Source organism: Amycolatopsis lurida (genome assembly GCF_900105055.1).
Classification (GTDB): domain Bacteria; phylum Actinomycetota; class Actinomycetes; order Mycobacteriales; family Pseudonocardiaceae; genus Amycolatopsis; species Amycolatopsis lurida.
This window is the reverse complement of the sequence record NZ_FNTA01000004.1, coordinates 4,084,914-4,105,383: the sequence shown is the minus strand read 5'-3', so window position 1 is coordinate 4,105,383 and position 20,470 is coordinate 4,084,914. Positions and strand designations below refer to the sequence as shown.

The 20,470-nt window shown below is 70.0% G+C and carries 15 protein-coding genes; 12 read left to right on the top strand and 3 right to left on the bottom strand.

What is annotated here, in order from left to right; translation table 11 throughout:
- The first annotated feature begins 9 nt into the window (after positions 1-9).
- Genes BLW75_RS24595 through BLW75_RS24585 form a run of 3 tightly spaced genes read left to right on the top strand, consistent with a single transcriptional unit; the run spans position 10 to position 5,087 of the window.
- Positions 10-2,025: a YrhB domain-containing protein gene (locus BLW75_RS24595; RefSeq protein ID WP_034324010.1), complete on the top strand. Its 2,016-nt coding sequence runs from the start codon at positions 10-12 to the stop codon at positions 2,023-2,025.
- 4 nt (positions 2,026-2,029) lie between these two features.
- On the top strand, positions 2,030-3,118 hold the full coding sequence (locus tag BLW75_RS24590) for an ADP-ribosylglycohydrolase family protein (protein WP_034323989.1): 1,089 nt from the start codon (positions 2,030-2,032) through the stop codon (positions 3,116-3,118).
- Positions 3,119-3,158: 40 nt separating this feature from the next.
- Complete coding sequence (locus tag BLW75_RS24585; RefSeq protein ID WP_034323991.1) at positions 3,159-5,087, top strand: TNT domain-containing protein; 1,929 nt, start codon at positions 3,159-3,161, stop codon at positions 5,085-5,087.
- Between the two features lie 105 nt (positions 5,088-5,192).
- Here the strand turns inward: BLW75_RS24585 and BLW75_RS24580 are convergent, their stop codons facing one another.
- The 3 genes from BLW75_RS24580 to BLW75_RS24570 form a co-directional block, all read right to left on the bottom strand.
- The gene (locus BLW75_RS24580; RefSeq protein WP_034323994.1) at positions 5,193-6,044 is read right to left on the bottom strand and encodes a class I SAM-dependent methyltransferase; all 852 of its coding nucleotides are present in this window, start codon (positions 6,042-6,044) and stop codon (positions 5,193-5,195) included.
- Positions 6,045-6,060: 16 nt separating this feature from the next.
- Positions 6,061-7,368, bottom strand: a complete 1,308-nt coding sequence (locus tag BLW75_RS24575; protein WP_034323996.1) for a sensor histidine kinase — start codon at positions 7,366-7,368, stop codon at positions 6,061-6,063.
- A gap of 127 nt (positions 7,369-7,495) precedes the next feature.
- Positions 7,496-8,917 (bottom strand): CCA tRNA nucleotidyltransferase, encoded by a 1,422-nt coding sequence (locus tag BLW75_RS24570; protein WP_034323999.1) that lies wholly within the window; start codon positions 8,915-8,917, stop codon positions 7,496-7,498.
- A gap of 148 nt (positions 8,918-9,065) precedes the next feature.
- On the opposite strand from BLW75_RS24570, the gene BLW75_RS24565 reads away from it, so the two are divergent.
- The 9 genes from BLW75_RS24565 to BLW75_RS24520 all read left to right on the top strand — a co-directional run bounded on the left by BLW75_RS24565 (position 9,066) and on the right by BLW75_RS24520 (position 20,306).
- Positions 9,066-9,590 (top strand): NUDIX hydrolase, encoded by a 525-nt coding sequence (locus BLW75_RS24565; RefSeq protein WP_034324002.1) that lies wholly within the window; start codon positions 9,066-9,068, stop codon positions 9,588-9,590.
- Positions 9,587-11,734 (top strand): DUF6049 family protein, encoded by a 2,148-nt coding sequence (locus BLW75_RS24560; RefSeq protein ID WP_034324004.1) that lies wholly within the window; start codon positions 9,587-9,589, stop codon positions 11,732-11,734. The genes BLW75_RS24565 and BLW75_RS24560 overlap by 4 nt, the downstream gene beginning before the upstream one ends.
- 638 nt (positions 11,735-12,372) lie before the next feature.
- On the top strand, positions 12,373-14,109 hold the full coding sequence (gene murJ, locus BLW75_RS24550) for a murein biosynthesis integral membrane protein MurJ (RefSeq protein WP_034321862.1): 1,737 nt from the start codon (positions 12,373-12,375) through the stop codon (positions 14,107-14,109).
- A 120-nt stretch (positions 14,110-14,229) separates the two neighbouring features.
- Complete coding sequence (locus BLW75_RS24545) at positions 14,230-15,786, top strand: protein kinase family protein (RefSeq protein WP_167373628.1); 1,557 nt, start codon at positions 14,230-14,232, stop codon at positions 15,784-15,786.
- Positions 15,787-15,885: 99 nt separating this feature from the next.
- Positions 15,886-16,545 carry an RNA polymerase sigma factor SigM gene (sigM, locus tag BLW75_RS24540; protein ID WP_034321868.1) on the top strand — a complete coding sequence of 220 codons (660 nt, stop codon included), beginning with the start codon at positions 15,886-15,888 and terminating at the stop codon, positions 16,543-16,545.
- A complete protein-coding gene (locus BLW75_RS24535; RefSeq protein WP_034321871.1) occupies positions 16,542-17,330 on the top strand; it encodes a hypothetical protein in 789 nt (262 codons plus the stop codon). The genes sigM and BLW75_RS24535 overlap by 4 nt, the downstream gene beginning before the upstream one ends.
- 216 nt (positions 17,331-17,546) lie before the next feature.
- Positions 17,547-18,542: a thioredoxin-disulfide reductase gene (gene trxB / locus BLW75_RS24530; RefSeq protein WP_034321873.1), complete on the top strand. Its 996-nt coding sequence runs from the start codon at positions 17,547-17,549 to the stop codon at positions 18,540-18,542.
- Positions 18,543-18,583: 41 nt separating this feature from the next.
- Positions 18,584-18,907: a thioredoxin gene (gene trxA, locus BLW75_RS24525; protein WP_034321876.1), complete on the top strand. Its 324-nt coding sequence runs from the start codon at positions 18,584-18,586 to the stop codon at positions 18,905-18,907.
- Positions 18,908-19,157: 250 nt separating this feature from the next.
- Positions 19,158-20,306 (top strand): N-acetylmuramoyl-L-alanine amidase, encoded by a 1,149-nt coding sequence (locus BLW75_RS24520; RefSeq protein ID WP_034321879.1) that lies wholly within the window; start codon positions 19,158-19,160, stop codon positions 20,304-20,306.
- Positions 20,307-20,470: the final 164 nt, after the last annotated feature.

The window sequence follows — 20,470 nt, the reverse complement described above, 5'->3', positions numbered from 1 at the left end:
ATGGGGACGATGAACGAAGAGGAAGCCGTCAGCCGCGTCGAGGAGTGGCTGGCGGGCCGTGGCGGGGAGGGGACCGGCGCGTTGCGGGTCCGCCGCGACTACGTCGTGCGCGCGACCGACGGCTGGAACGTCACCTACAACACCGTCGGCTGGCTCGACGGGACCGACCCCGGCGCCGGCCTGTTCCCCAGCCCGGTCGCCTTCGTCCCGGACGACGGCGGCGAGATCCGCCTCGACCTGGAGCTGATGGCGGTTTCGGCGGCGGGCGGCGACAGCGACGCTTTCACCCGTTGGGCGGAGGTCGTCGATCCGGAATTCGACCCGGGCGCGGTCCCCGGCCTGCCCGTGCCGAAGGCGGCGATCCTGCGCTGGGAGCAGCACACGCTGTTCGGCGAGCCGACCGGCGCGGTCCGCGCGAACCCGGAGCACCGGCCGGGGCCGCGGTTCTCCGGCCGCCCGGCACCGGAAAGCCCGGTCGAGACGCTGCTCGGCTACCTTCGCGTCGAGTGGATCACTCCGGAGGAATTCGTCCACTGGATGCTGGACCTCGACGTCCTGGCCCCGGCGAAGGACGGCCACCTCCAGGTCCGCGACTTCGGTGACGCCGGCGCGCGGTTCGTCGTCTACACCTCCGAGGCACAGGTGCCGTCGGAGTACACGATGTGGCAGCGAGTCCAGCCCCGCGTGCTGTTGCGGCGGGCCAAGGACAATCCCGGAGTCGGCCTGCTGGTCAACCCCGGCCGTCCGGAGACCTTCAACGTCTACCCGGAAACACTGCGGCAGGTCGCCGACCTCGAACTCCCGGCAGGCACCGAACGCCCCGAGTCCGTCGGGCGCCCCGCGTACTTCAGCGGGGAGTACGAAGGCGCCGCCATCGCGAATCTGCGGAGCCTCGTCGACCAGGCCAGGGACAACGGTTACCCCCTGAGCGCCGAAGAGCTCACCCGCTACGTGCGCGCCGCGACGCTGTCGTTCGAGCGCTCCCGGGCGAAGCACGACGGCCGTCCGCTGCCGGAATTGCCCGAAGACCTGTTCGCCAACGGGCTCGTGACGCACTTCTACGACAACGGCGAACCTCGCCCGAGCGCCTGGACGTTCGGGAAGTTCTACGACCCGACACTCCCCGTCGGCAGCTTCGCGTACCCGCGGCTTCTCGGCGCGTACGTCGGCTTCGCCCTCGGAGACGCGCTGGGCTCGGGTGCCGATCCCGCCGACGGCTTGGCCCTCGGCGGGCTGACCAGGCAACTGCTGTTCCACACCGAATCGGTGATCCGCGGCCTGGACCCGACCCCGGACAAGCCCGAGATCCCGGCGTCGCTGCCCGCGGGCGGACGGCCGGACGGCTGGGTCGCCAAGGCCACCGAAGGCGCGGGCCCGCCCCCCGCGGAGTTCTCCGCCATGCTGGCGACCGCGCTCGCCGCGACGGTGACCGGTGGGGTGCAAGGGCCCGCTGACAGCACGTTCTACGCGATGAAGGTCGTCCGCGAACTGGTCGGCTCGGCGGCGGGACACGAGGTCGTCCACGGCGCCGAACTGCTGGTGAACGTGTTCCGCGCCCAGCTCGCCGCCCGGAACGGCGAACCGGCGGTCGCGAACTTCCTCGAAGGCTTCGACGAGTACAGCGGCGAGGTCGGGGAGCTGGTCAAGACCGTGCTCGACCTCCGGAACGAGGTCGACGGCGATGACGTCGAGCAGTTCGACAGCATCGGGGACGGCAGGACGCCGCTTTCGGTGCTCGGCCGGGCCCTGTTCGCCGCCGCCAAACGCGGGTACGACGCCGAAGCCGCGCTGGCGCTGGCCGCTCGCGGCGGCACGGTGACCGCGGCGCTGACCGGGGCGATGGTGGGCGCCAGGCTCACCGTGCCCGGTCTGCCGGAGTCGTGGCTCGCCGCGTACGCCGACCTCGGCGTCGTCGACGCCATGGCGGGCGACGCCTTTTACTACTTCAACCGCTTCGGCCTGCCCCGCGAGCCCGAAGAACGGCGACGCTGGGACGCGAACCGGTACCCACGAGGAGATCAGTAGAGAAATGCGCGAGTGGCTTCAGGATCCGGCGACCAGGTCGCGGCTGCGCGGCAGCCTGTACGCCGGGGCGCTCGGCGACGCGCTCGGCGCGAAGACCGAGTTCGACTCGATCGACCGCATCCGCGAAATCGCCGGACCGGCCGGGATCACCGGCCTGATCCCGGCGTACGGCGGGCTCGGGCGGATCACCGACGACACCCAGATGACGCTGTTCACCCTGGAAGGCCTGATCAGGGCCCACCACGGAACCGAGCCCGTCGAACAGTCCTTGCAGCTGGCCTACCAGCGCTGGCTGCACACGCAGGGCGTCTCGTGGGAGCGGGCACGCGGCCCGGAGAACACGAGCCCGGAGCCGGATGGCTGGCTGATCACGAACCGCGAGCTGTTCAGCCGTCGCGCGCCCGGCCTCACCTGCTTCAGCGAGCTGGAGGCGTACGGCAAGACCGGCGTACGCGCCGGCATGGACAAGCCGGTCAACAACTCGAAGGGCTGCGGCGGGATCATGCGCGCGGCGCCGGTCGCCCTGTGGTCGGACGACCTCGCGGAGGTCTTCCGGCTCGGCGCGGAGAGCGCGGCACTGACGCACGGTCACCCGAGCGGGTATCTCTCGTCGGGTGCTTTCGCGGTGATCGTGCACGAACTGCTGCGCGGGAAACCGCTGCTCGACGCCGTCACGACCGCCCGTGCCGAACTGGAGAAGTACCCGGGACACGAGGAGCAGAGTGTCGCACTCGACCAGGCGCTCGCCCTGGCCGGGGAAGGGGCGCCGACGCCGGAGAAGCTGGAGACGCTCGGACAGGGGAACATCGGCGAAACCGCGCTCTCCATGTCGGTTTACGTCGCCTTGACCACCACGGACCCGAACGTCGCGCTGCTCGCGTCGGTGAACCACAGCGGCGACAGCGACTCGACGGGCTCGGTCTGCGGCAACCTCGTCGGCGCCATGTACGGCGAGGAAGAGCTCGAGACGAGCTGGCTCGTGGAGCTGGAACTGAGCGAAGTGATCGGACAGCTGGCGGACGACGCGCTCGCGGAGTTCGGCGGGAACGCCCCGGGTGACGACCGGTGGTACGTCCGCTATCCGGCCCACTAGATTTACCCCCGGTTTGGGGAACTTGGGGAGGGGACACATAGTGCGTTACCGGGTTCAAGCGGCGGAGCGGCCGGATGGCCTGTACGCCGTCTGGGGGGACACCGTCTTCGCGGCCCAGCGGTCGACCGAAGACGGCACGCTGCTGCTCATCGCGCCGCCGGGGGAAGCGGCGCCCGAGGGTTTCGACCGCGACTGGAACGGCCGCCCGGCCAGGGTCGTGCTGAACGGCGAGGTCGGCGCGACCTTCAGCCTCCAGTCGTACGGCCGGTTCGACGACGAGCACTTCCAGATCGCGCCGAACACCGGCGGTGGCGACCTGACCTTGCGCTGGGCGGGCGAGGACGCGGCCCGCGCGGCCGAACTGGGCCTGACGGACTTCTCGACGACCGCCTCGTCGTCGCGACTGACGGCGTTGTGGCAGACCAGGCACGACTTCGTCGAGACGCCGGAAGCCCGGCCGGCGATCGGCACGGGTGACCAGGGCGCGCTGCTGCGTGCCATCGGCCGGACCCTGCTGCGGGTGCTGCCGCCGGGCTGGCAGCGGGTCGGCGCCCAGTTCCGGCAGGTCGGCGACTACTCCGAACTCGAGGTCCGCTCGGTCGGCGACGAGGGCAACGGCCCGGTGTCGGTGTCGATCGCGGCCCCGCCGGAGCTCGGTTCGCTGTTCGCGCGGCTGCGCGCGGCGATGCACCAGCCCGAGACCGGCACCTGGTTCCAGGGCACCTTCACGCTCGACGCGGAATCGAATTTCGACTTCGACTTCGACGCCGAGCAGGAACCGACCTGGCGGCTGGCGCCGAACGAGGGCGGGAAGCCGTCGCCGCGCGCGTACGCGACCGAGCTCGCGATCCACCCGCGCGACGCCAAGCACGTCCCGGCCTGGCTTTCGGCCAAGGCGGGACTGCCGCTGGACATCGTGTTCCGGCACGCGAAGGTCGTCGACGCGCACAACGAGGGCGAACGACCGGTCGTCAACCGGCCGCCGGTGCCGCCGGACCTGATGCGCGGCGTCCTGGACTACCTCTTCCGCTCGCCGGTGGCGCTGACCCGGCCGGGTCCGCAGCCCGACATCTTCACCCCGAACGGCCCGCCGGACGTGCCGAACGCCTTCCACACCGACGGCGTGTGGATCTGGCCCGCGGCCGTGCCGCATTACCTGCGCAAGTACGGGGTGCCGCCGGAGCCGGAGCTGATCGAGCACATCCGGGCCGCCGGCTTCCGGCCGCCGCTGGTCGGCGAGCTGGTGCGGGCGACCGCCGAGGCGGAGATCGTCGGCAAGCCGCGGCCGCCGCAGACCGCCGCGGACCTGCCGGACGAAAGCGCCCGCACCCGCGTCGAACGCGACGGCGAACCCTCGCGCGACATCCGCGCCGTCGAGGTGCTGGACGTCCTGTACCAGCGGCTGGCCGAACACGGAGTCGCGCCGACGGCCTACCGGATCGGCGCGAACGCGGTGCCGGAGCCGGGGCTCTGGACCCTGCGCCGCACCGAGAGCGGCTGGGAGGTCTCTCGCCCGCCGACGGACGAGCCGGTGGCGTTCGCCAAACTCGAAGAGGCGGCGCGTTTCTTCCTCGGCACCCTGTTGCTGTACCCGGCGCGCGCCGCGGTGGGCGCGAACGAGGAGTCCGACAACCCGGCCGACTGGCCGATCCTGCCGCTGCGGGGCGAGCCGCCGCTGAACTTCTTCCGCCGCAAGCGGATCGTCGTCCTGCCGTCGGGCACCACGGTGCAGCGGTTCGGCAACGAGACCGGCAACCTCGTGCACGCCGAGTCGGCGCGGTTCATCGAGACGTCGCTGGCCGCGGACCGCGAACGCGAGCGCCGTCTGTACCGCGTCGTGCGGCCGCTGCGCGTGGTCACCGGCATCACCGCGCCGTGGAACGGGACCCCGGGCGGGGCCGTGGCCTACGTGCTGCCCCGGCCGATCGCCCAGCACCTCGAAACCGGCGCGCTTTCCCGCGTCCAGTAGCCGCGCCGAGGTCCCAGACACGCGAGTTCCGGCTCCGCTGCCGTGTGGTGGCGGGCTTCCACGGCGAGCCGTCCGTGATTGGAGCCGTAACTCGCGTGACCGCACTCAGGAAGCGGTGATCAGCACCGCGGGCGACCACCAGTAGTCCGCGAGCGGCTCGATCCGGATGCCGGTGAAACCCGCTTCCTTCAGCTGCGAAGCCCAATCGGTGGCGGGCTGCTCCCAGTTCGTGCGGTCCGCGCCGGGTTTGACCAGGCCGAGCAGGATCGGCAGCAGGAACCCCTGCGCCACGAGCGACGCCTCCTTGCCGTACTCCGAGATCCCGCGTTCGTAGCGGGTGACCAGGGAAAGCAGGTACTCGGGAGAGCCTTCGTCGTATTCGGGCACGTCGAACTCGGCGAGCACCAGGCACGACGTGCGCGGGCGCAGCGCACGCAGGACCTCGGTGCGCTCGCCGGTCGGAATCGACTGGAGCGCGAAGGTCGACTGCGTCAGCTGCCACTGCCGGTCGTCGTCGCGGGCGAGGAACTCCTGCGCGGTGGCGTCCCAGGTGTGCAGGCCGTGCGTGCCGTCGAGCTGCTTCCGCGTTTCCGCGAGCAGCGCCCTCGACGGCTCGACCAGGTCGATCCGGCCCGGCTGCCGATCCGCCTGTTCGAGGGCGGGGACGACGGCGAGCCCGTCGCCGCAGCCGAGGTCGAGCAGCGAACCGACGCTGCCGTAACGCCGGGCGAGCATGGTGCTGAGCTGCCGGTAGAGCTTGACGTTCCCGCCGCCGCGGATGAACGCCGTGAACGCGGCGGGCTGGTCGTACACACCTCCGCCGCCGCCTTCGGTCAAGTACCGGTGCAGCTCGCGGCCGAGCGTGGATCCGGCACGCTCGGCGAGGTCCGCTGCCGTGGCCCGGTCACCGTCGCGGTACGCGGCGAGCGCTTCGGCCAGGACGTCCGTTTTCTTCATGTTCTCCTGTTTACCGTCAGAAAGGCACCCAAAGGGTGACTCTGGTGCCATTGCCCGGAGCCGACTCCACCCTGGCGGTCCCGCCGACCTCGTTCAGCCGGGCGGTGATGGACTCGCTGATCCCGAAACCGGCGGGCCGGGAGTCGATGCTGAATCCGGCACCGTGATCGCGGGTGATCACCGCGACACCGCCTTCCTGCTCCTCGACCCGGACGACGACCTTGTCCGTCCCGGCGTGTTTGAGGGTGTTGCGCAGGGACTCGCGGACGGCGTCGCGGATGGCGATCTGCCGGACCTCCGAAAGCGTGTCGTCGTCGAGTTCGGCGATCACGAGCTGGGCGCGCAGCCCGTCTCGCGCCATCTCCGCCGCCAGCGAAGCGAGCTTCTCGCCCAACGGCCGTGAACCGGCCTCCGACCGTTCCGAGGCCTCGCTCTCGATCGTCCGGCGCAGTTCCATCGACTGCGCCCGCGCGAGCCGCTGCACCTCGGCGAGCCGCGCGACCGGGTCGCCCTTGTTGGCCAGCGCGATCGCTTCGAGGGTCTGCAGGACGGAGTCGTGCAGCATCCGGTGCTGGCGGGCGCGTTCGGCGATCCGGCCGTTGCGGATGCCGTACGCGAGGGCCAGCCGCGTGCCGAGCCCGATCAGGACGAGGGCGCCGCTGGCGGTGAAGAGGACGCCGAGGATCGACGGGAAGGTGGCCATGGCGTCGCCGGGCGCGGCCTGGCCGGTGCCGAGCAAGGACGCGAGCATCCGCACCGGGAAGCTGCCGACAGCGAGAGCCGCCGCCGCGGGCATGCCGAGCGCGAGCGCCAGCAGCGCGACCTCGCCGAGCAGGTGCTTGCCGGGGATCGCCATCGCCTCGGTGAAGACCGAAGCCGGCACCAGCGCCCCGACCGCGAGCGGCGCGAGCAGCGTGAACACGAGGTCGATCGCCAGCAACCGGGCCGCGAACTGCGGGCGGAACGGCGCCGAGCGCAGCATCCACCGGATGCCGTACAGCGAGAGCCCGACCGAACCGAGCGCCACCAGCCCGACCGGCCCGATCCCGATCATGCCGTGCGTGGAGACGTAGACGCCGAACGCGCCGGGCACCGCGAAGAGCCGGTAGACCAGCGGGACGAGGGCGACGTAGCGGGCGGCTCTGAGCAGCAGGGTGTCGCGATGGGCCGTGTCGATGGGGCCCGACATGTGCTGGATCCGCCGGAGCGCGCGCATCGGGGTCGGGTCACCGACCTCGTCCGACAGCTCGCTCGTCGCCGTCGCCAGCGCGGGCGCGCCACGACGCAGCAACGTCACCAGAAAACTGGGCGGCCGCTTCGCCATGGATTTTCCCCCTGCCCGGAGCACCGGCAGGAGTATCTCCGGTTACGCCACATGGATCCAGAGACCAACGGGGTTTATCTCAGCTGATGACGCGCAAACCGTGACGAACCGGGCGTCTTCGCCCCGATCAGCCGCCGATGCCGTTCTCGGCGGCCCACTTCTTCAGCTCGGCGACCGCCTCGTCGTGTTCCAGCGGACCGCGGTCGAGCCGCAGTTCCTTCAGATGCTTCCACGCCTTGCCGACGTCCGGCCCGGGCTTGAGGTCGAGGATCCGCATGATCTCCTCGCCGTTGAGGTCCGGCCGGACCTTGTCGAGGTCCTCCTGCGCCTGGATCGCTTCGATCCGCCGCTCGAGGTCGTCGTAAGTCGCCTGCAGCGCGGCCGCCTTCTTGCGGTTGCGCGTGGTGCAGTCGGCCCGCACCAGCTTGTGCAGCCGGGGCAGCAGGTCGCCCGCGTCCGTGACGTAGCGCCGCACCGCCGAATCGGTCCACTCGCCCTTGCCGTAGCCGTGGAACCGCAGGTGCAGGAACACGAGCTGGCTGACGTCCTGGACGATCTCCTTCGAGAACTTCAGCGCGCGCAAACGCTTGCGCGCCATCTTCGCGCCGACGACCTCGTGGTGGTGGAAGCTCACGCCGCCCCCGGGCTGGAACTCGCGCGTCGCGGGCTTGCCGACGTCGTGCAGGAGCGCCGCGAGCCGCAGGATCAGGTCCGGCTCCGACGTGGGTTCGTGCGACTTCTCCAGGTCGATCGCCTGCGCGAGCACGGTCAGCGAGTGCTGGTAGACGTCCTTGTGCTGGTGGTGCTCGTCCATCGCCAGCCGCATGCCGGGCACCTCAGGTAGCACGCGGTCGGCGAGGCGGGTGTCGACCAGCAGCTCGATCCCGGGCCGGGGGTCGTCCGCCAGCAGCAGCTTCGACAGCTCGGCCTGCACGCGCTCGGCGGTGATCCGGTCGATCTCCTCGGCCATCGACGACATCGCGTCGACCACCCGCGGCGCCGCGGTGAACCCGAGCTGCGCGGAGAACCGCGCGGCCCGCAGCATGCGCAGCGGGTCGTCGGCGAAGGACTCCTGCGGGGTCGCGGGGGTGTCGAGCACCTTGTCCTGCAGGGCCTGGAGCCCGTTGTGCGGGTCGACGAAGGTCTTGTGCGCGAGGTCGATCGCCATCGCGTTGACCGTGAAGTCGCGGCGGAGCAGATCTCCCTCGATGCTGTCGCCGAAGGTGACCTCGGGGTTGCGGCCGACGCGGTCGTAGCTGTCGGCGCGGAACGTGGTGATCTCCAGGGTCATGCCCTGTTTGGTCACGCCGACGGTGCCGAACGCGATGCCGACGTCCCACACCGCGTCGCCCCAGGCGCTGACGATCTTGAGCACCTGGTCCGGACGGGCGTCGGTGGTGAAGTCGAGGTCGTTCGACAGCCGGCGGAGCATCATGTCCCGGACGCTGCCGCCGACCAGGTACAGGCTGTACCCCGCCTTCGCGAAGAGCTTCGCGAGCTCGTCCGCCAACGGGGAGATGCGCATCAGCTCGGTCACGGCGTTCTGCATCGCAGTGCTCTTCCCCGCAATCGCCTGCCCGGCGACCACCTTGTTCACGACAATCCCACCACGATTTGGATGTACTTACTACGGCCCGGCCCAACACGGGCACGGAGAGCCAGCGTACCCGTACCGCCGTTTGCTCTAGCATCGCAGCATGTCTGGATCAGCCGGGCGCTCCGGCGCTTCGAAGCCGGGCCGCCGGCGGAGGCGCAGGCGGGGAAGGCGGCTGACCACGGTCGACGAAACCTCGGCCGGTGGACTCGTCGTCGACGCCGAACGGGCGAACGCCGCGCTGATCGGGCGGCTCGACCGGCACGGCAGACTGCTGTGGTCGCTGCCGAAGGGCCACATCGAGGACGGTGAGACGCATGCGCAGACGGCTGTGCGCGAGGTGAAGGAGGAGACCGGCATCTCCGCGCGGGTCCTGCGGCCCCTCGGCACCATCGACTACTGGTTCGTGGCCGAGCGACGGCGGGTGCACAAGACGGTGCACCATTTCATCCTGGAATCCACCGGCGGCGAACTTTCGGACGAGGATGTCGAGGTGACCGAAGTCGCCTGGGTGCCGCTCGCCGACCTGGAGACCAAACTCGCCTACTCCGACGAGCGCAAGCTGGTCCGGAAGGCCAAAGAACTCTTCGCGCAGCAACAGCACACCGCCGAGGGAGCACCTGAGTGAAGCGGCTTGCCGCCACTGTCCTGTCGATCCTGTTCCTGGCCTTCAGCGCGTTGCCCGTCGCGGTCGCGCAGGCCCAGGAACAGCCCCGGCTGCGCGTGGACCTCGATCAGCTCAACCCCCGCGTGATCACCTCGACGTCGGCTTCGCTCACCGTGACCGGTCGCGTCACCAACATCGGCGACCGGCGGATCAGCAAGCTGGGCGTCCGGCTGCAACTGGGCACGCGGCTGCAGAACGAGCAGCAGATCGGTGACGTCCTCGCCGGTGACAAATTCAAGGATCTCGCGGCGACGGAGTTCGTCGATCTCGAACCGGACGTGCTGGAACCCGGCCAGAGCGCCGCGCTGGACCTGGCGGTCCCGCTCGGTCAAGCCGCCAAGCTGCAGTTCCCGAGGCCTGGCGTGTACCCGCTGCTGGTCAACATCAACGGCACCCCGGATTTCGGCGGGCCGGAACGGCTGGCGGCGGTCACCCTGCTGATGCCGGTGCTCGGCGTCCCCGGCAGGGCACCCGCGTCACGTCCTTCGTCGGCGCCGTCGACGAGCCTGCTGTGGCCTATCGCCAACAGCGCCGTGCACGTCGTCTCCGCCCCGCTCGGCGGTCCGCTGACCCTGGCGGACGAGCGGCTGGCGGACGAACTGGCCCCCGGCGGACGGCTGGACTCGCTGGTCGAGGCGGCTCGCGCGGCCGAGGCCGACACGAAGGTCTCGTCGTCGTTGTGCCTGGCCATCGACCCCGACCTGGTCGCGACCGTCGACGCGATGACCCGGGGCTATCAGGTCGCGGGCGGCGCTCCCGGCAAGGGCGCCGAGACCGCGAAGAACTGGCTCGGCAGACTGAAGGCGCTGGTCGCGGGCCGATGTGTGGTCACCCTCCCGTTCGCCGACGCCGACCTCACCGCGCTGACGAAGGTCCGCGCCGGCGACGCCACCGACACCGCGCTCATGACCACCGCGCTCGGCGGCGCGGGGACGATCAAGAACCTCCTCGGCATCCAGCCGCAGGACGGCGTGCTCTGGCCCGGCGGCGCCCTCGACTCGCAGACCGTCGAAGCGATCGGCAAGGCGGGCGTCAAGACCGTGCTGACCGATTCGGGCAAGCTCCAGTCCCGCACGCCGCTTTCGAGCGGGGTCTCGATCGAGGGGACGGACCTGCGCGCGCAGCCGATCGACGCGCTGATCTCGTCCGCCCTGAACGGCTCGGGGTCCACCCAGAACGGGCTCGGCGCCATCGCCTTCCGTGCCGGGCTCGGCGGGCAGAACGAGGGGCCGGAACGCTCGCGCCTGCTGATCGCGCCGCCGCGGCAGTGGGCCGCGACCGGCACCGAACTCACCACGTTCCTGGGGCGGATGGGCGACTTCTACACCGCCGGTCTCCTCAAGTCGGCGCCGCTGCCCGAACTGCTCGGCGAAAGCCCGTCCGGGACGGCGTCGGTCAACTACGACCCGCGGGATCTGACGGCCTCGACCAGCGGCGACGTCACCGCGAAGATGTCCCAGCTCGACAACGAAACGCTGAGCCTGTCGTCCGCGATGACGATGGACGCCACCAAACGGGTGAGACCGGCCGACGTGGTCGCCCCGGTCCGCCTCGCCCTCATCCGGGCCGCGTCGACGTCGTGGCGCGGCGCGGACGCCGCGACCGTCACCGGCAACGCCCGCGGCGATCTGGAGGCGATCCGCAGCCAGGTCACCGTCGAGCGGCCGAAGCAGACGATCGCGCTGGCTTCCGGCGCGGCGCCGCTGCCGGTGTTCATCACGAACAACCTGCCGGTCGGCGTGGCCGTCCAGGTCGCCTTGAAGAACAACGTGGGCCTGCGCCCGACCGACGACACCCAGTTGCAGGCTCAGATGGTCCCGGCCAACAGCGCCCGTAACCGGCTGCTCCCTGTTGAGGCGCTGCGGGCGGGCCGGTTCAGTGTCGACGTGTCGCTGACCACGCCCGACGGGACGCCGCTCGGGTCGGCCGCGCGGTTCGAGCTGACGTCCACGGAGTACGGCGCGATCACCATCATCATCACGGTCACCGCGGCGGGTGCGCTGCTGCTCCTGTCGTCCCGGCGGATCTACCGGAGGATCAAGGACTCGCGAGCCGATCGGGCGAACGAAACCGCCCCACGTGTGACCGAGGACGCACAGGTTTAAGTGTTTCCGGGCGTTGCCGATTACCCTGGGTCGAACGATGCCGCCGGGCATCACGTAGCCGAGCACCGAGGATTGGGCACGCGTTGGAAAGAGAGCCGGGTGTACCGCCCGAGCGTGCAGGCCGTCCCCGGCGCGAAGGCACTCCGCCCCCGCCCCGCCGCACCGATGGACCCGTACGCCGTCCGGAGCGTCGTCAGCCGCCCCCGCAGCAGCCCCCGCCCGAACGCGGTGAGCGCCCGCGGCGGGCCACGCCGCCGCCCCCACCGCCGGTCGACGGCCGCCGCCAGCGGGTGGCGGGCCGCCCCGACGACGAGACACGGCGGCTGAGGCCACCGCAGACCCCGCCGCCGCCGAAGCAGGTACCGCCGCGGAAGGTGCCCCCTGTCCAGGGGACGCCTCCTCCGCCGACCCGTCGCCAACCGGTTCCGCCGCCGCAGGGCCCGCCGCTGCCGCAGCCGTCCCAGAATCCGCCTCCGCGGCGTCCGCCGGCACCCCAGCCGCCCCAGGCGCTCCACCAGACACCGCCGCCGCCGCCGCATCGCGGGCGCCGCCAGCCGCCACCGGTCCGCCCATGGCAGGTCGACCGGCGCGACGAACCCGACGCGACGCGGTTCATCCCGCGCACCCCCGGCGTCCCGATGGGATCGCGCTGGCCGGTCGCCGACCCCGACGTCCTCCGCCCGTACGACCAGCTCGCCACGCAGGTCATGCCGGCGATCAAGGACGCGCCGCTGGTCAAACCGCGGCCGGGGGAGACGGGCGAACAGGACGTCGCCGCTCCGGCGAAGGCGCCGTCGATCGCGAAGTCCAGCGGCCGGATGGCGATCGCCTCGCTGATCAGCCGCATCACCGGTTTCGCGTGGAAGCTGCTGCTCGTCGCGGCCATCGGCGCCAAGGTGGAGAACGACTCGTTCAACGTCGCCAACACCATGCCGAACATCATCTTCGAGCTGCTGATGGGCGGTGTGCTGTCCAGCCTCGTGGTCCCGCTGCTCGTGCGGTCGCAGGACGACAAGGACGGCGGCGTGGCGTACACGCAGCGGCTGGTCACGGTGGCGGGCACGCTGCTCGTCGTCGGGACGGCGATCGCGGTGTTCGCGGCACCGCTGATCACCCAGCTCTACGTCGACGACAAGGGCCACGCGAATCCCGAGCTGGTCACCGCGTTCGCGTACCTGCTGCTGCCGCAGATCTTCTTCTACGGCGTGTTCGCGCTGCTCTCGGCGGTACTGAACGCGAAGAACATCTTCGGGCCGACGGCGTGGGCGCCGGTGATCAACAACCTCGTCGTCATCTTCACGATCCTCGTGGTGTGGATCATGCCGGGGAACATCTCCACCGATCCGGTGTCGATCACCGACCCCAAGTTGCTGACCTTGGGCATCGGCGTGACCTCGGGCATCGTGGCGCAGTCGATCCTGCTGATCCCGCCGCTGCTGCGGTCGGGGTTCAAGTTCAAATGGCGCTGGGGCATCGACAAGCGCATGAAGGAGTTCGGCGGGCTGGCGCTGTGGACCGTCGGCTACGTCGCGGTCAGCCAGGTCGGCTACACGATCACCACCCGGGTGCTGACCAGCGGTTCGCAGGGCGGTGTGACCGCGTACAGCAACGCATGGCTGCTCTTCCAGCTGCCGTACGGCGTCATCGGGGTGTCGCTGCTGACCGCGATCATGCCGAGGATGAGCCGCGCGGCCGCGGACGGCGACCACAAAAAGCTGATCGGCGACCTCTCCTACGCGTCCCGGATCTCGACGGTGATGCTCGTACCGATTTCGGCCGTGATGACCGTCGTGGGGGGTTCGGTCGGTATCGCCCTGTTCACCTTGGGCAAGGGCACGGTCGAGGACGCGTCGCGGATGGGCGAGGCGCTGGCCATCTCCGCGTTCGCGCTGCTGCCGTACGCGCTGGTCATGCTGCAGATGCGGGTGTTCTACGCGATGAAGGACGCGCGGACGCCGGTGCTGATCATGATCGTGATGACCGTGGTGAAGGTGCCGCTGCTGTACCTGTGCCCGGCGCTGCTTTCGCCGGACAACATCGTGCTCGGCGTGATGATGGTCAACGGCCTCACGTTCGTCGTCGGCGCGATCCTCGGTCAGGTCTGGCTGTGGGTGACCCTCGGAAATCTCCGGAGCAAGCGGGTTCTCGGGGTGATCCTCTTCACGGTCGTCGCGAGTGTGCTCGGGGTCGGCGCGGCGTGGCTCGCCGGGCAGATCGTCCCTGACTCGTTCGGGCCTACTTTCCATGCCTGGGTGAAACTTCTGCTCCAGACGGTGGTCGGGATCGTGGTGTCGTTCGGCGTGCTCATGGCCTTGAAGGTCGAGGAATTGAAGCCCGCCACGGCGAGGATCACCCGGTTGATCAAGCGCGGATAACGATTCACGCACGGATGGCGCGCGTTCACGGGTCGTATTCTGGGTACTCTCGAGGCGGGAGCTACGCGGGAGAGTGCGGTGGATACGAGACGGAGCGAACAGGCAGGGGAGGCCGGCCAGATGGGCATCCGGGCCCAAGGCGGGTCACTGGCCCCTGGCCGGGTCGTCGGTGACGGCCGGTATCGCCTGCTCGCACAGTTCGGGGTGGACGAGCGGGCCGCCGCGCATCTTTGGCGTGCCCGCGACGGGCAGCTGAAGCGGGACGTGGCGCTGACGCTGCTGGTCGGCGACCCTGCGGACGCGGAGGCCGCCCGGCTCGCGCGCCGGACGCTGGAGCGTGCCGCGCATGCCTCGAAGTTCGGCCACGGCGGGGTCGCGCGGGTTCTCGACGTGCTCAGTCTCGGCAGCGGCGTCACCTCGAGCGAAGGTCTGCTCGGTGTCGTCGTCGCGGAATGGACCAAGGGCAGCGACCTGGTCGACCTGGTGGCGCAGCGCCCGGTGGCGCCCGCCGCGGCGGCCCGGATGGTGCAGGCGCTGGCGGAAGCCGTCGACCACGCCCACCAGAACGGGCTCGTCCTCGGCCTCGACCACCCGCAGCGTCTCCGGCTCACGCCGGATGGCGCGCTGAAGCTCGCCTTCCCTGGCCCGTTGCCCGAAGCGACCCTTCGTGACGACGTCAAGGCACTCGGCGCCGTCTTGTATCTGCTGCTGACCGGCCGCTGGGCCCTTCCCGGCGGTCCGGCCGCGATCCCGGCGGCGCCGCACGCGCCGACCGGCCGCGTGATCCCGCCGCGTTCGCTGGTCCCGACGGTGCCGGTCGAGCTGTCCTCGCTCGCCGTCCGCACCATCGAGGACGGCGGCCATGGCGGCATCCGCACCAGCGCCGCCATCCTGCGCGTGCTGGACCAGGTCGCCGAAGCCGAAGAGCGCACTCAGCTGATCAAGGCCGTCGGCGAGGAAGAGGCCGTGGCCGAATCGGACGGCACGGTCTGGACGACGAAGAAGCCGGTCAAGGACGTCGCGCGGCGCAAGAAGCTGGCGTTCGGCGTGACCGTGCTGGTCGTCGCGACCGTGGTCATCCTCGCCTGGGGCGGGATGATGCTGATCAACCTGTTCCAGGGCGAGTCGAAGTCCAGCGGTCCGAAGATCAACGTCGCCGCGTCCTCTTCGCAGGTCGCGCCGCCCTCGGGTGAACAGCCGCCGCCCGCCCAGCAGAAGCCGTCCCCCGCCGTGGGTGCCGCGGTGAAGCCGTCGGCCGTGGCCGTCTTCAACCCGGGCAGCAAGGGCGACAGCCCCGGCAAGGCCAGGAACGCCACCGACGGCGACACGGTCACCTCGTGGAAGACCGACCAGTACGACAAGCAGTTCCCGGTACTCAAGGACGGCGTCGGGCTGGTCGTGACCTTCAAGGACCCGATCAACCTCACCCAGGTCAAGATCGACGCCGCGAGCCCCGGTTCCAAGGTCGAGATCCGCTCCGCCGACAAGAAGAACCCCAAGCTCGACGAGACGAAGGTGGTCGGGTCCGGAGACCTCGCGGCGGGCGAATCGACCATCGCGTTGCAGCAGCCACAGCAGGGTCAGTACTTCATCCTCTGGATCACTCAGCTGGGTGAAGACGAGGGCGGAAAGTTCGTCACCGAAGTCAAAGAGCTGACCTTCCTGCCTGCGGGGTGACGGCGGATCCGAGCTTTCGGCGAACACGCGCGCGCGTGTCGTCACCTGGCTGTGCACGTCGCGTTCGAGTGATACGTCCGAGTCAGTAGGCTCTCCCGGGTGACAGCTGCAGCTCCCACGGACGCGGGTCTCATAGCGGCGCATGCCGCTGGAGACCCGCACGCGTTCAGTGAACTGGTCCAGCGACATCGAGACCGCATGTGGGCGGTAGCCCTGCGCACCTTGCGGGATCCGGAAGAAGCCGCGGACGCCCTGCAGGACGCGTTCATCTCCGCGTTCCGAGCAGCGGGCAACTTCAGAGCCGAATCGCAGGTCACGACGTGGTTGCACCGTATCGTCGTGAACGCGTGCCTCGACCGCATCCGGCGGGGCAAGGCCAGACCGACCGTTCCACTGCCCGAGACCGGGCAGTTCAACGAGCCCGCTTCACCGCGTGACTCGATGTCGGAACGCGAGACGAGCCTGGTCGTCAAGGAAGCCCTCGACCAGCTCCCCGAAGAGCAGCGTGCCCCGATCGTGTTGGTCGACGTCGAGGGATACTCCGTCGCCGAGACGGCGAAGATGCTCGGCATCGCCGAGGGCACGGTCAAGAGCCGGTGTGCCCGAGGTCGCGGAAAGCTCGCGAAGGTTCTCGGACATCTACGGAACCCCGATGCGATTGCGAACGTCCCAACTCACGAAAGCAAACGAGAGCGCGCTACCCCGCAACGGGGTGCCAGGCGTCCTCAGGGCACGCCGGGTGACGGGGAGGGACGATGACAGACGAGAGCAGGGGGATCGGTGGGACCGTCGGTCCGCCGTGGTCTGTCGATGTGCTCGCCGACCTGCACGCAGGTGTGCTGGACGAGCGGGAAGCGGCCGAGCTGTGGCCGCGGGTGAACGCCGACCCCGAAGCACTGGCGATCATCGAAGCACTCGAAGCGACCACGGCCGACCTCGCGGAACTCGCGAACGAGCCGGTCGCACCGATGCCGGCGGAGTACGCGGCCCGGATCGACGCCGCGCTGGCCGCCGAAATGCGGGTGACGCCTGCGTTTCAAGGCGCATCTGAAGGGCAGCAGGAGCAGGTCGCCCCGGTGGTGGACCTCGCGGCCGCACGGCGGCGGCGGAACAAGCGGATCGGCTGGGGTGCCGGGATAGCGACCGTGGCGGCTGCGGCCATCGCCGCCGTGGCGATCGTCGTCCCGACCACCCGGGAGCCGGATTCGGGCGGTATCGCCCAACCCGCGCCGTCGGCTACTTCCGGACCTTCGGTCGGCGGAGACGGCGGTGGCGCCGAAGCCCTCGTCGGCAAGGCGATCGGCGTCCGCGACTTCGGCTCGCTGAAGACCGAAGAGCGCCTCGACGCCTGCGTGGCCGCTGCCGGCATGGATGCCGACGTACGGCCGGAGGGCATCCGGCCGGTGAACGTCGCGGGCAAGGACGGCGTGATGGTGATCTACACCACAGGCAAACTGGCCCAGTTCCGCATCGTCGCTTTCGGTGCCGACTGCGGCCCCGGCAACCCGGCGGTCCTGTTCGACAAAATCATCGGACAGAAGTAACCGACCGAAACCTCACTGGTCCCTCGCTCCCCACCAGCCCCATTTCGGGGGGGAGCGAGGGACCTTTGCTACCGCGCTAGCTTTCCTAGCGGCGCTAGAGGTCGGATCTCCGCCTCGGCGCATGGCGGGAGAAAGTAGCGCCGGTCACCGCGGGAACACCGGCCCCTACGATCGTGTTGAGCCTGGTGAACAGGTCACTACGAGCGGAGGTCACGGGTGGCTGCCGAGGAGATCAGGAACCTGATCATTGTGGGGTCGGGTCCTGCGGGATACACCGCCGCTGTCTACGCGGCACGGGCGCAGCTCGAACCACTGGTGTTCGAGGGCACCCAGTTCGGCGGTGCGCTGATGACGACGACGGAGGTCGAGAACTTCCCCGGCTTCCGCGAAGGCATCCAGGGTCCCGACCTCATGGAAGAGATGCGGGAGCAGGCCAAGCGTTTCGGCGCCGACCTGCGCCAGGAAGACGTCGAGTCCGTCGAGCTGACCGGTGACGTCAAGTACGTCTTCGCGAACGGCAAGCGCTACGCGGCCCGCGCGGTCGTGCTCTCGATGGGCGCCGCGGCCCGCTATCTGAACGTGCCCGGCGAGCAGGAGCTGCTCGGCCGCGGTGTTTCGGCCTGCGCCACCTGCGACGGTTTCTTCTTCCGTGACCACGACATCGTGGTCGCCGGCGGCGGCGACTCGGCGATGGAGGAGGCGACCTTCCTGACGAAGTTCGCCAAGTCCGTCACGATCGTCCACCGCCGCGAGGAGTTCCGCGCCTCCAAGATCATGCTGGAGCGCGCCCGCGAGAACGAGAAGATCAAGTGGGCGCTCAACAAGCAGATCACCGAGGTCGAGGGTGAAGGCAAGGTCGAGGGCCTGAAGCTCAAGGACACGGTGACCGGCGAGGAGTCCAAGCTGGACGTGACCGGGTTCTTCGTCGCGATCGGTCACGACCCGCGCAGCGAGCTGGTGCGCGGCCAGGTGGACCTCGACGAGGACGGCTACGTGCTCACCAAGGGCCGCACCTCGTACACGAACCTTCCCGGCGTTTTCGCCGCGGGCGACCTGGTCGACCGCACGTACCGGCAGGCGATCACCGCCGCGGGCTCGGGCTGCGCCGCGGCGATCGACGCGGAACGATGGCTGGCGGAGCACGCCGGTGTCGAGGCCGCCCAGGAGACCCCTGAGCTGGTGGGTGGCGGCTACGGCGCCACCACCAACTGACTTTTCCCACACCGGAGTTTCACCATCCAGAAGGAGACACCATGGCCAACACCGTGACGGTGACCGACAAGAGCTTCGTCGACGACGTGCTGACGAGCGAGAAGCCCGTCTTGGTCGACTTCTGGGCGACCTGGTGCGGTCCGTGCAAGATGGTCGCCCCGGTGCTCGAAGAGATCGCGGCGGAGAACGGCGAGAAGCTGACCGTCGCGAAGCTCGACATCGACGCCAACCCGAACACTGCGCGTGACTACCAGGTGATGTCGATCCCGACGCTGATCCTGTTCCAGGGCGGCAAGCCGGTGAAGCAGATCGTCGGCGCCAAGCCGAAGGCCGCGCTGCTGTCGGATCTCGCCGACGTCCTCTGATCTCGCGTTTCACCAGCCGAAACCCGGGGCCTGCCCAGGCTCCGGGTTTCGTCGTCACGGGGATTGGGTACATCTCTTCGTTACGGCGACGCCTGGACGGGTTCCACGAACGGGCACTTGACGCACCGACCGGGCCTCCGCGCTCACCGAGAGTTCACAGGGCACAATAGAGCACCGGGGTTCGCCCCGCAGGATTTTCACAGTCGTGCATCGAGCTCGATCGGTGCCCAAAGGGAAGAGCGAGGAGTGCATGCGGGTACTCCGCCGCGGTGACGCCGGACCGGACGTCGCCGAGATCAGGTCCACGCTGGCGGCGATGGAGCTGCTCCCGCCGGTGACCGAATCCGGGGAGTACGAGGTCTTCGACACGGCGATGGAACATGCCGTGCGGGCGTTCCAGCAGCGCCGTGGGCTCATCACCGACGGTCTGGTGGGTCCGGCGACCTATCAGGCGCTTCGCGGCGCCGGCTTCCATCTCGGCAGCCGGCCGCTGACCTACATGTTCTCCGCCCCCATGCAGGGTGACGACGTCTTCGCGCTCCAGGAGCGGCTGACCGAGCTGGGCTTCGACGCCGGACGCCCCGACGGGCACTTCGGTCCCCAGACCGAGCGCGCCCTCAAGACCTTCCAGCGCGACATGCGCCTGGTCGCCGACGGTATGTGCGGCCCGGCCACCATCCGCGAGCTGCACCGGCTCTCTTCGCCGCGCGCCCGCGGCGGCCGCCCCGTTTTCCTGCGCGAGCAGGAGCAGGTGCGGCAGGCCGGCCCCCGGCTGCGCGGCAAGCGCATCGTGATCGACCCGGGCCACGGCGGCGATGACCTCGGGGTCGTCGCGAGCGGTCTGCGTGAAGCGGACATCGCCTGGGATCTGGCTCGGCGGCTCGAAGGCCGGATGCAGGCCACGGGTATGGAGGCGCTGATCTCGCGCGGCCCGAACCAGAGCCCGACGGAGGGTGAGCGGGCGAAGTTCGCGAACGAGGCGGGCGCCGACCTGTTCCTTTCGCTGCACAACGACAAGAACCCCTCGCCCAAGGCGCAGGGGGTCGCGAGCTTCCACTTCGGCACCGGCAACGGCACCACGTCGACCGTCGGTGAGCTGCTGGCGGGCTTCATCCAGCGCGAACTGGCCGCCCGCACCGGCATGCTCGACTGCCGCACGCACTACAAGACCTGGGAGATCTTCACCCGCACGCGCTGCCCGGCGGTGCGGATCGAGATCGGTTACCTGACCAACCCGGAAGACAGCCGCAAACTGGCGGACCCGGCTTTCCGCGACGTCGTCGCCGAAGGCATCCTGGTCGCCGTGAAGCGCCTGTACCTCCTCGGCGAAGGGGACCAGCCGACCGGCACGTTCACCTTCGCGGACGTCCTGGCCCACGAACTCGCCAAAGCGGAGTAGCCAGTCCTCCACACCCGCACGCGGGCGCACATCTTTCTGCCGAAGCCCTCGGCACAACCGGTTGTGTGCCCTCTCGCCCGGGCACGCCACCCCTAGCTCCACCCGGCGCGCAGCCCCCGCCCTTCCCGGGGGGCGTCCCCAGGTCCAGCCTACCCATCCACAGA

Coding starts and splice junctions, on each gene's coding strand:
- BLW75_RS24595 (WP_034324010.1), top strand. CDS start 10: ATGAACGAAGAGGAAGCCGTCAGCCGCGTCGAGGAGTGGCTGGCGGGC.
- BLW75_RS24590 (WP_034323989.1), top strand. CDS start 2,030: ATGCGCGAGTGGCTTCAGGATCCGGCGACCAGGTCGCGGCTGCGCGGC.
- BLW75_RS24580 (WP_034323994.1), bottom strand. CDS start 6,044: ATGAAGAAAACGGACGTCCTGGCCGAAGCGCTCGCCGCGTACCGCGAC.
- BLW75_RS24575 (WP_034323996.1), bottom strand. CDS start 7,368: ATGGCGAAGCGGCCGCCCAGTTTTCTGGTGACGTTGCTGCGTCGTGGC.
- BLW75_RS24570 (WP_034323999.1), bottom strand. CDS start 8,917: ATGCAGAACGCCGTGACCGAGCTGATGCGCATCTCCCCGTTGGCGGAC.
- BLW75_RS24565 (WP_034324002.1), top strand. CDS start 9,066: ATGTCTGGATCAGCCGGGCGCTCCGGCGCTTCGAAGCCGGGCCGCCGG.
- murJ (WP_034321862.1), top strand. CDS start 12,373: ATGGGATCGCGCTGGCCGGTCGCCGACCCCGACGTCCTCCGCCCGTAC.
- BLW75_RS24545 (WP_167373628.1), top strand. CDS start 14,230: ATGGGCATCCGGGCCCAAGGCGGGTCACTGGCCCCTGGCCGGGTCGTC.
- BLW75_RS24535 (WP_034321871.1), top strand. CDS start 16,542: ATGACAGACGAGAGCAGGGGGATCGGTGGGACCGTCGGTCCGCCGTGG.
- trxA (WP_034321876.1), top strand. CDS start 18,584: ATGGCCAACACCGTGACGGTGACCGACAAGAGCTTCGTCGACGACGTG.
- BLW75_RS24520 (WP_034321879.1), top strand. CDS start 19,158: ATGCGGGTACTCCGCCGCGGTGACGCCGGACCGGACGTCGCCGAGATC.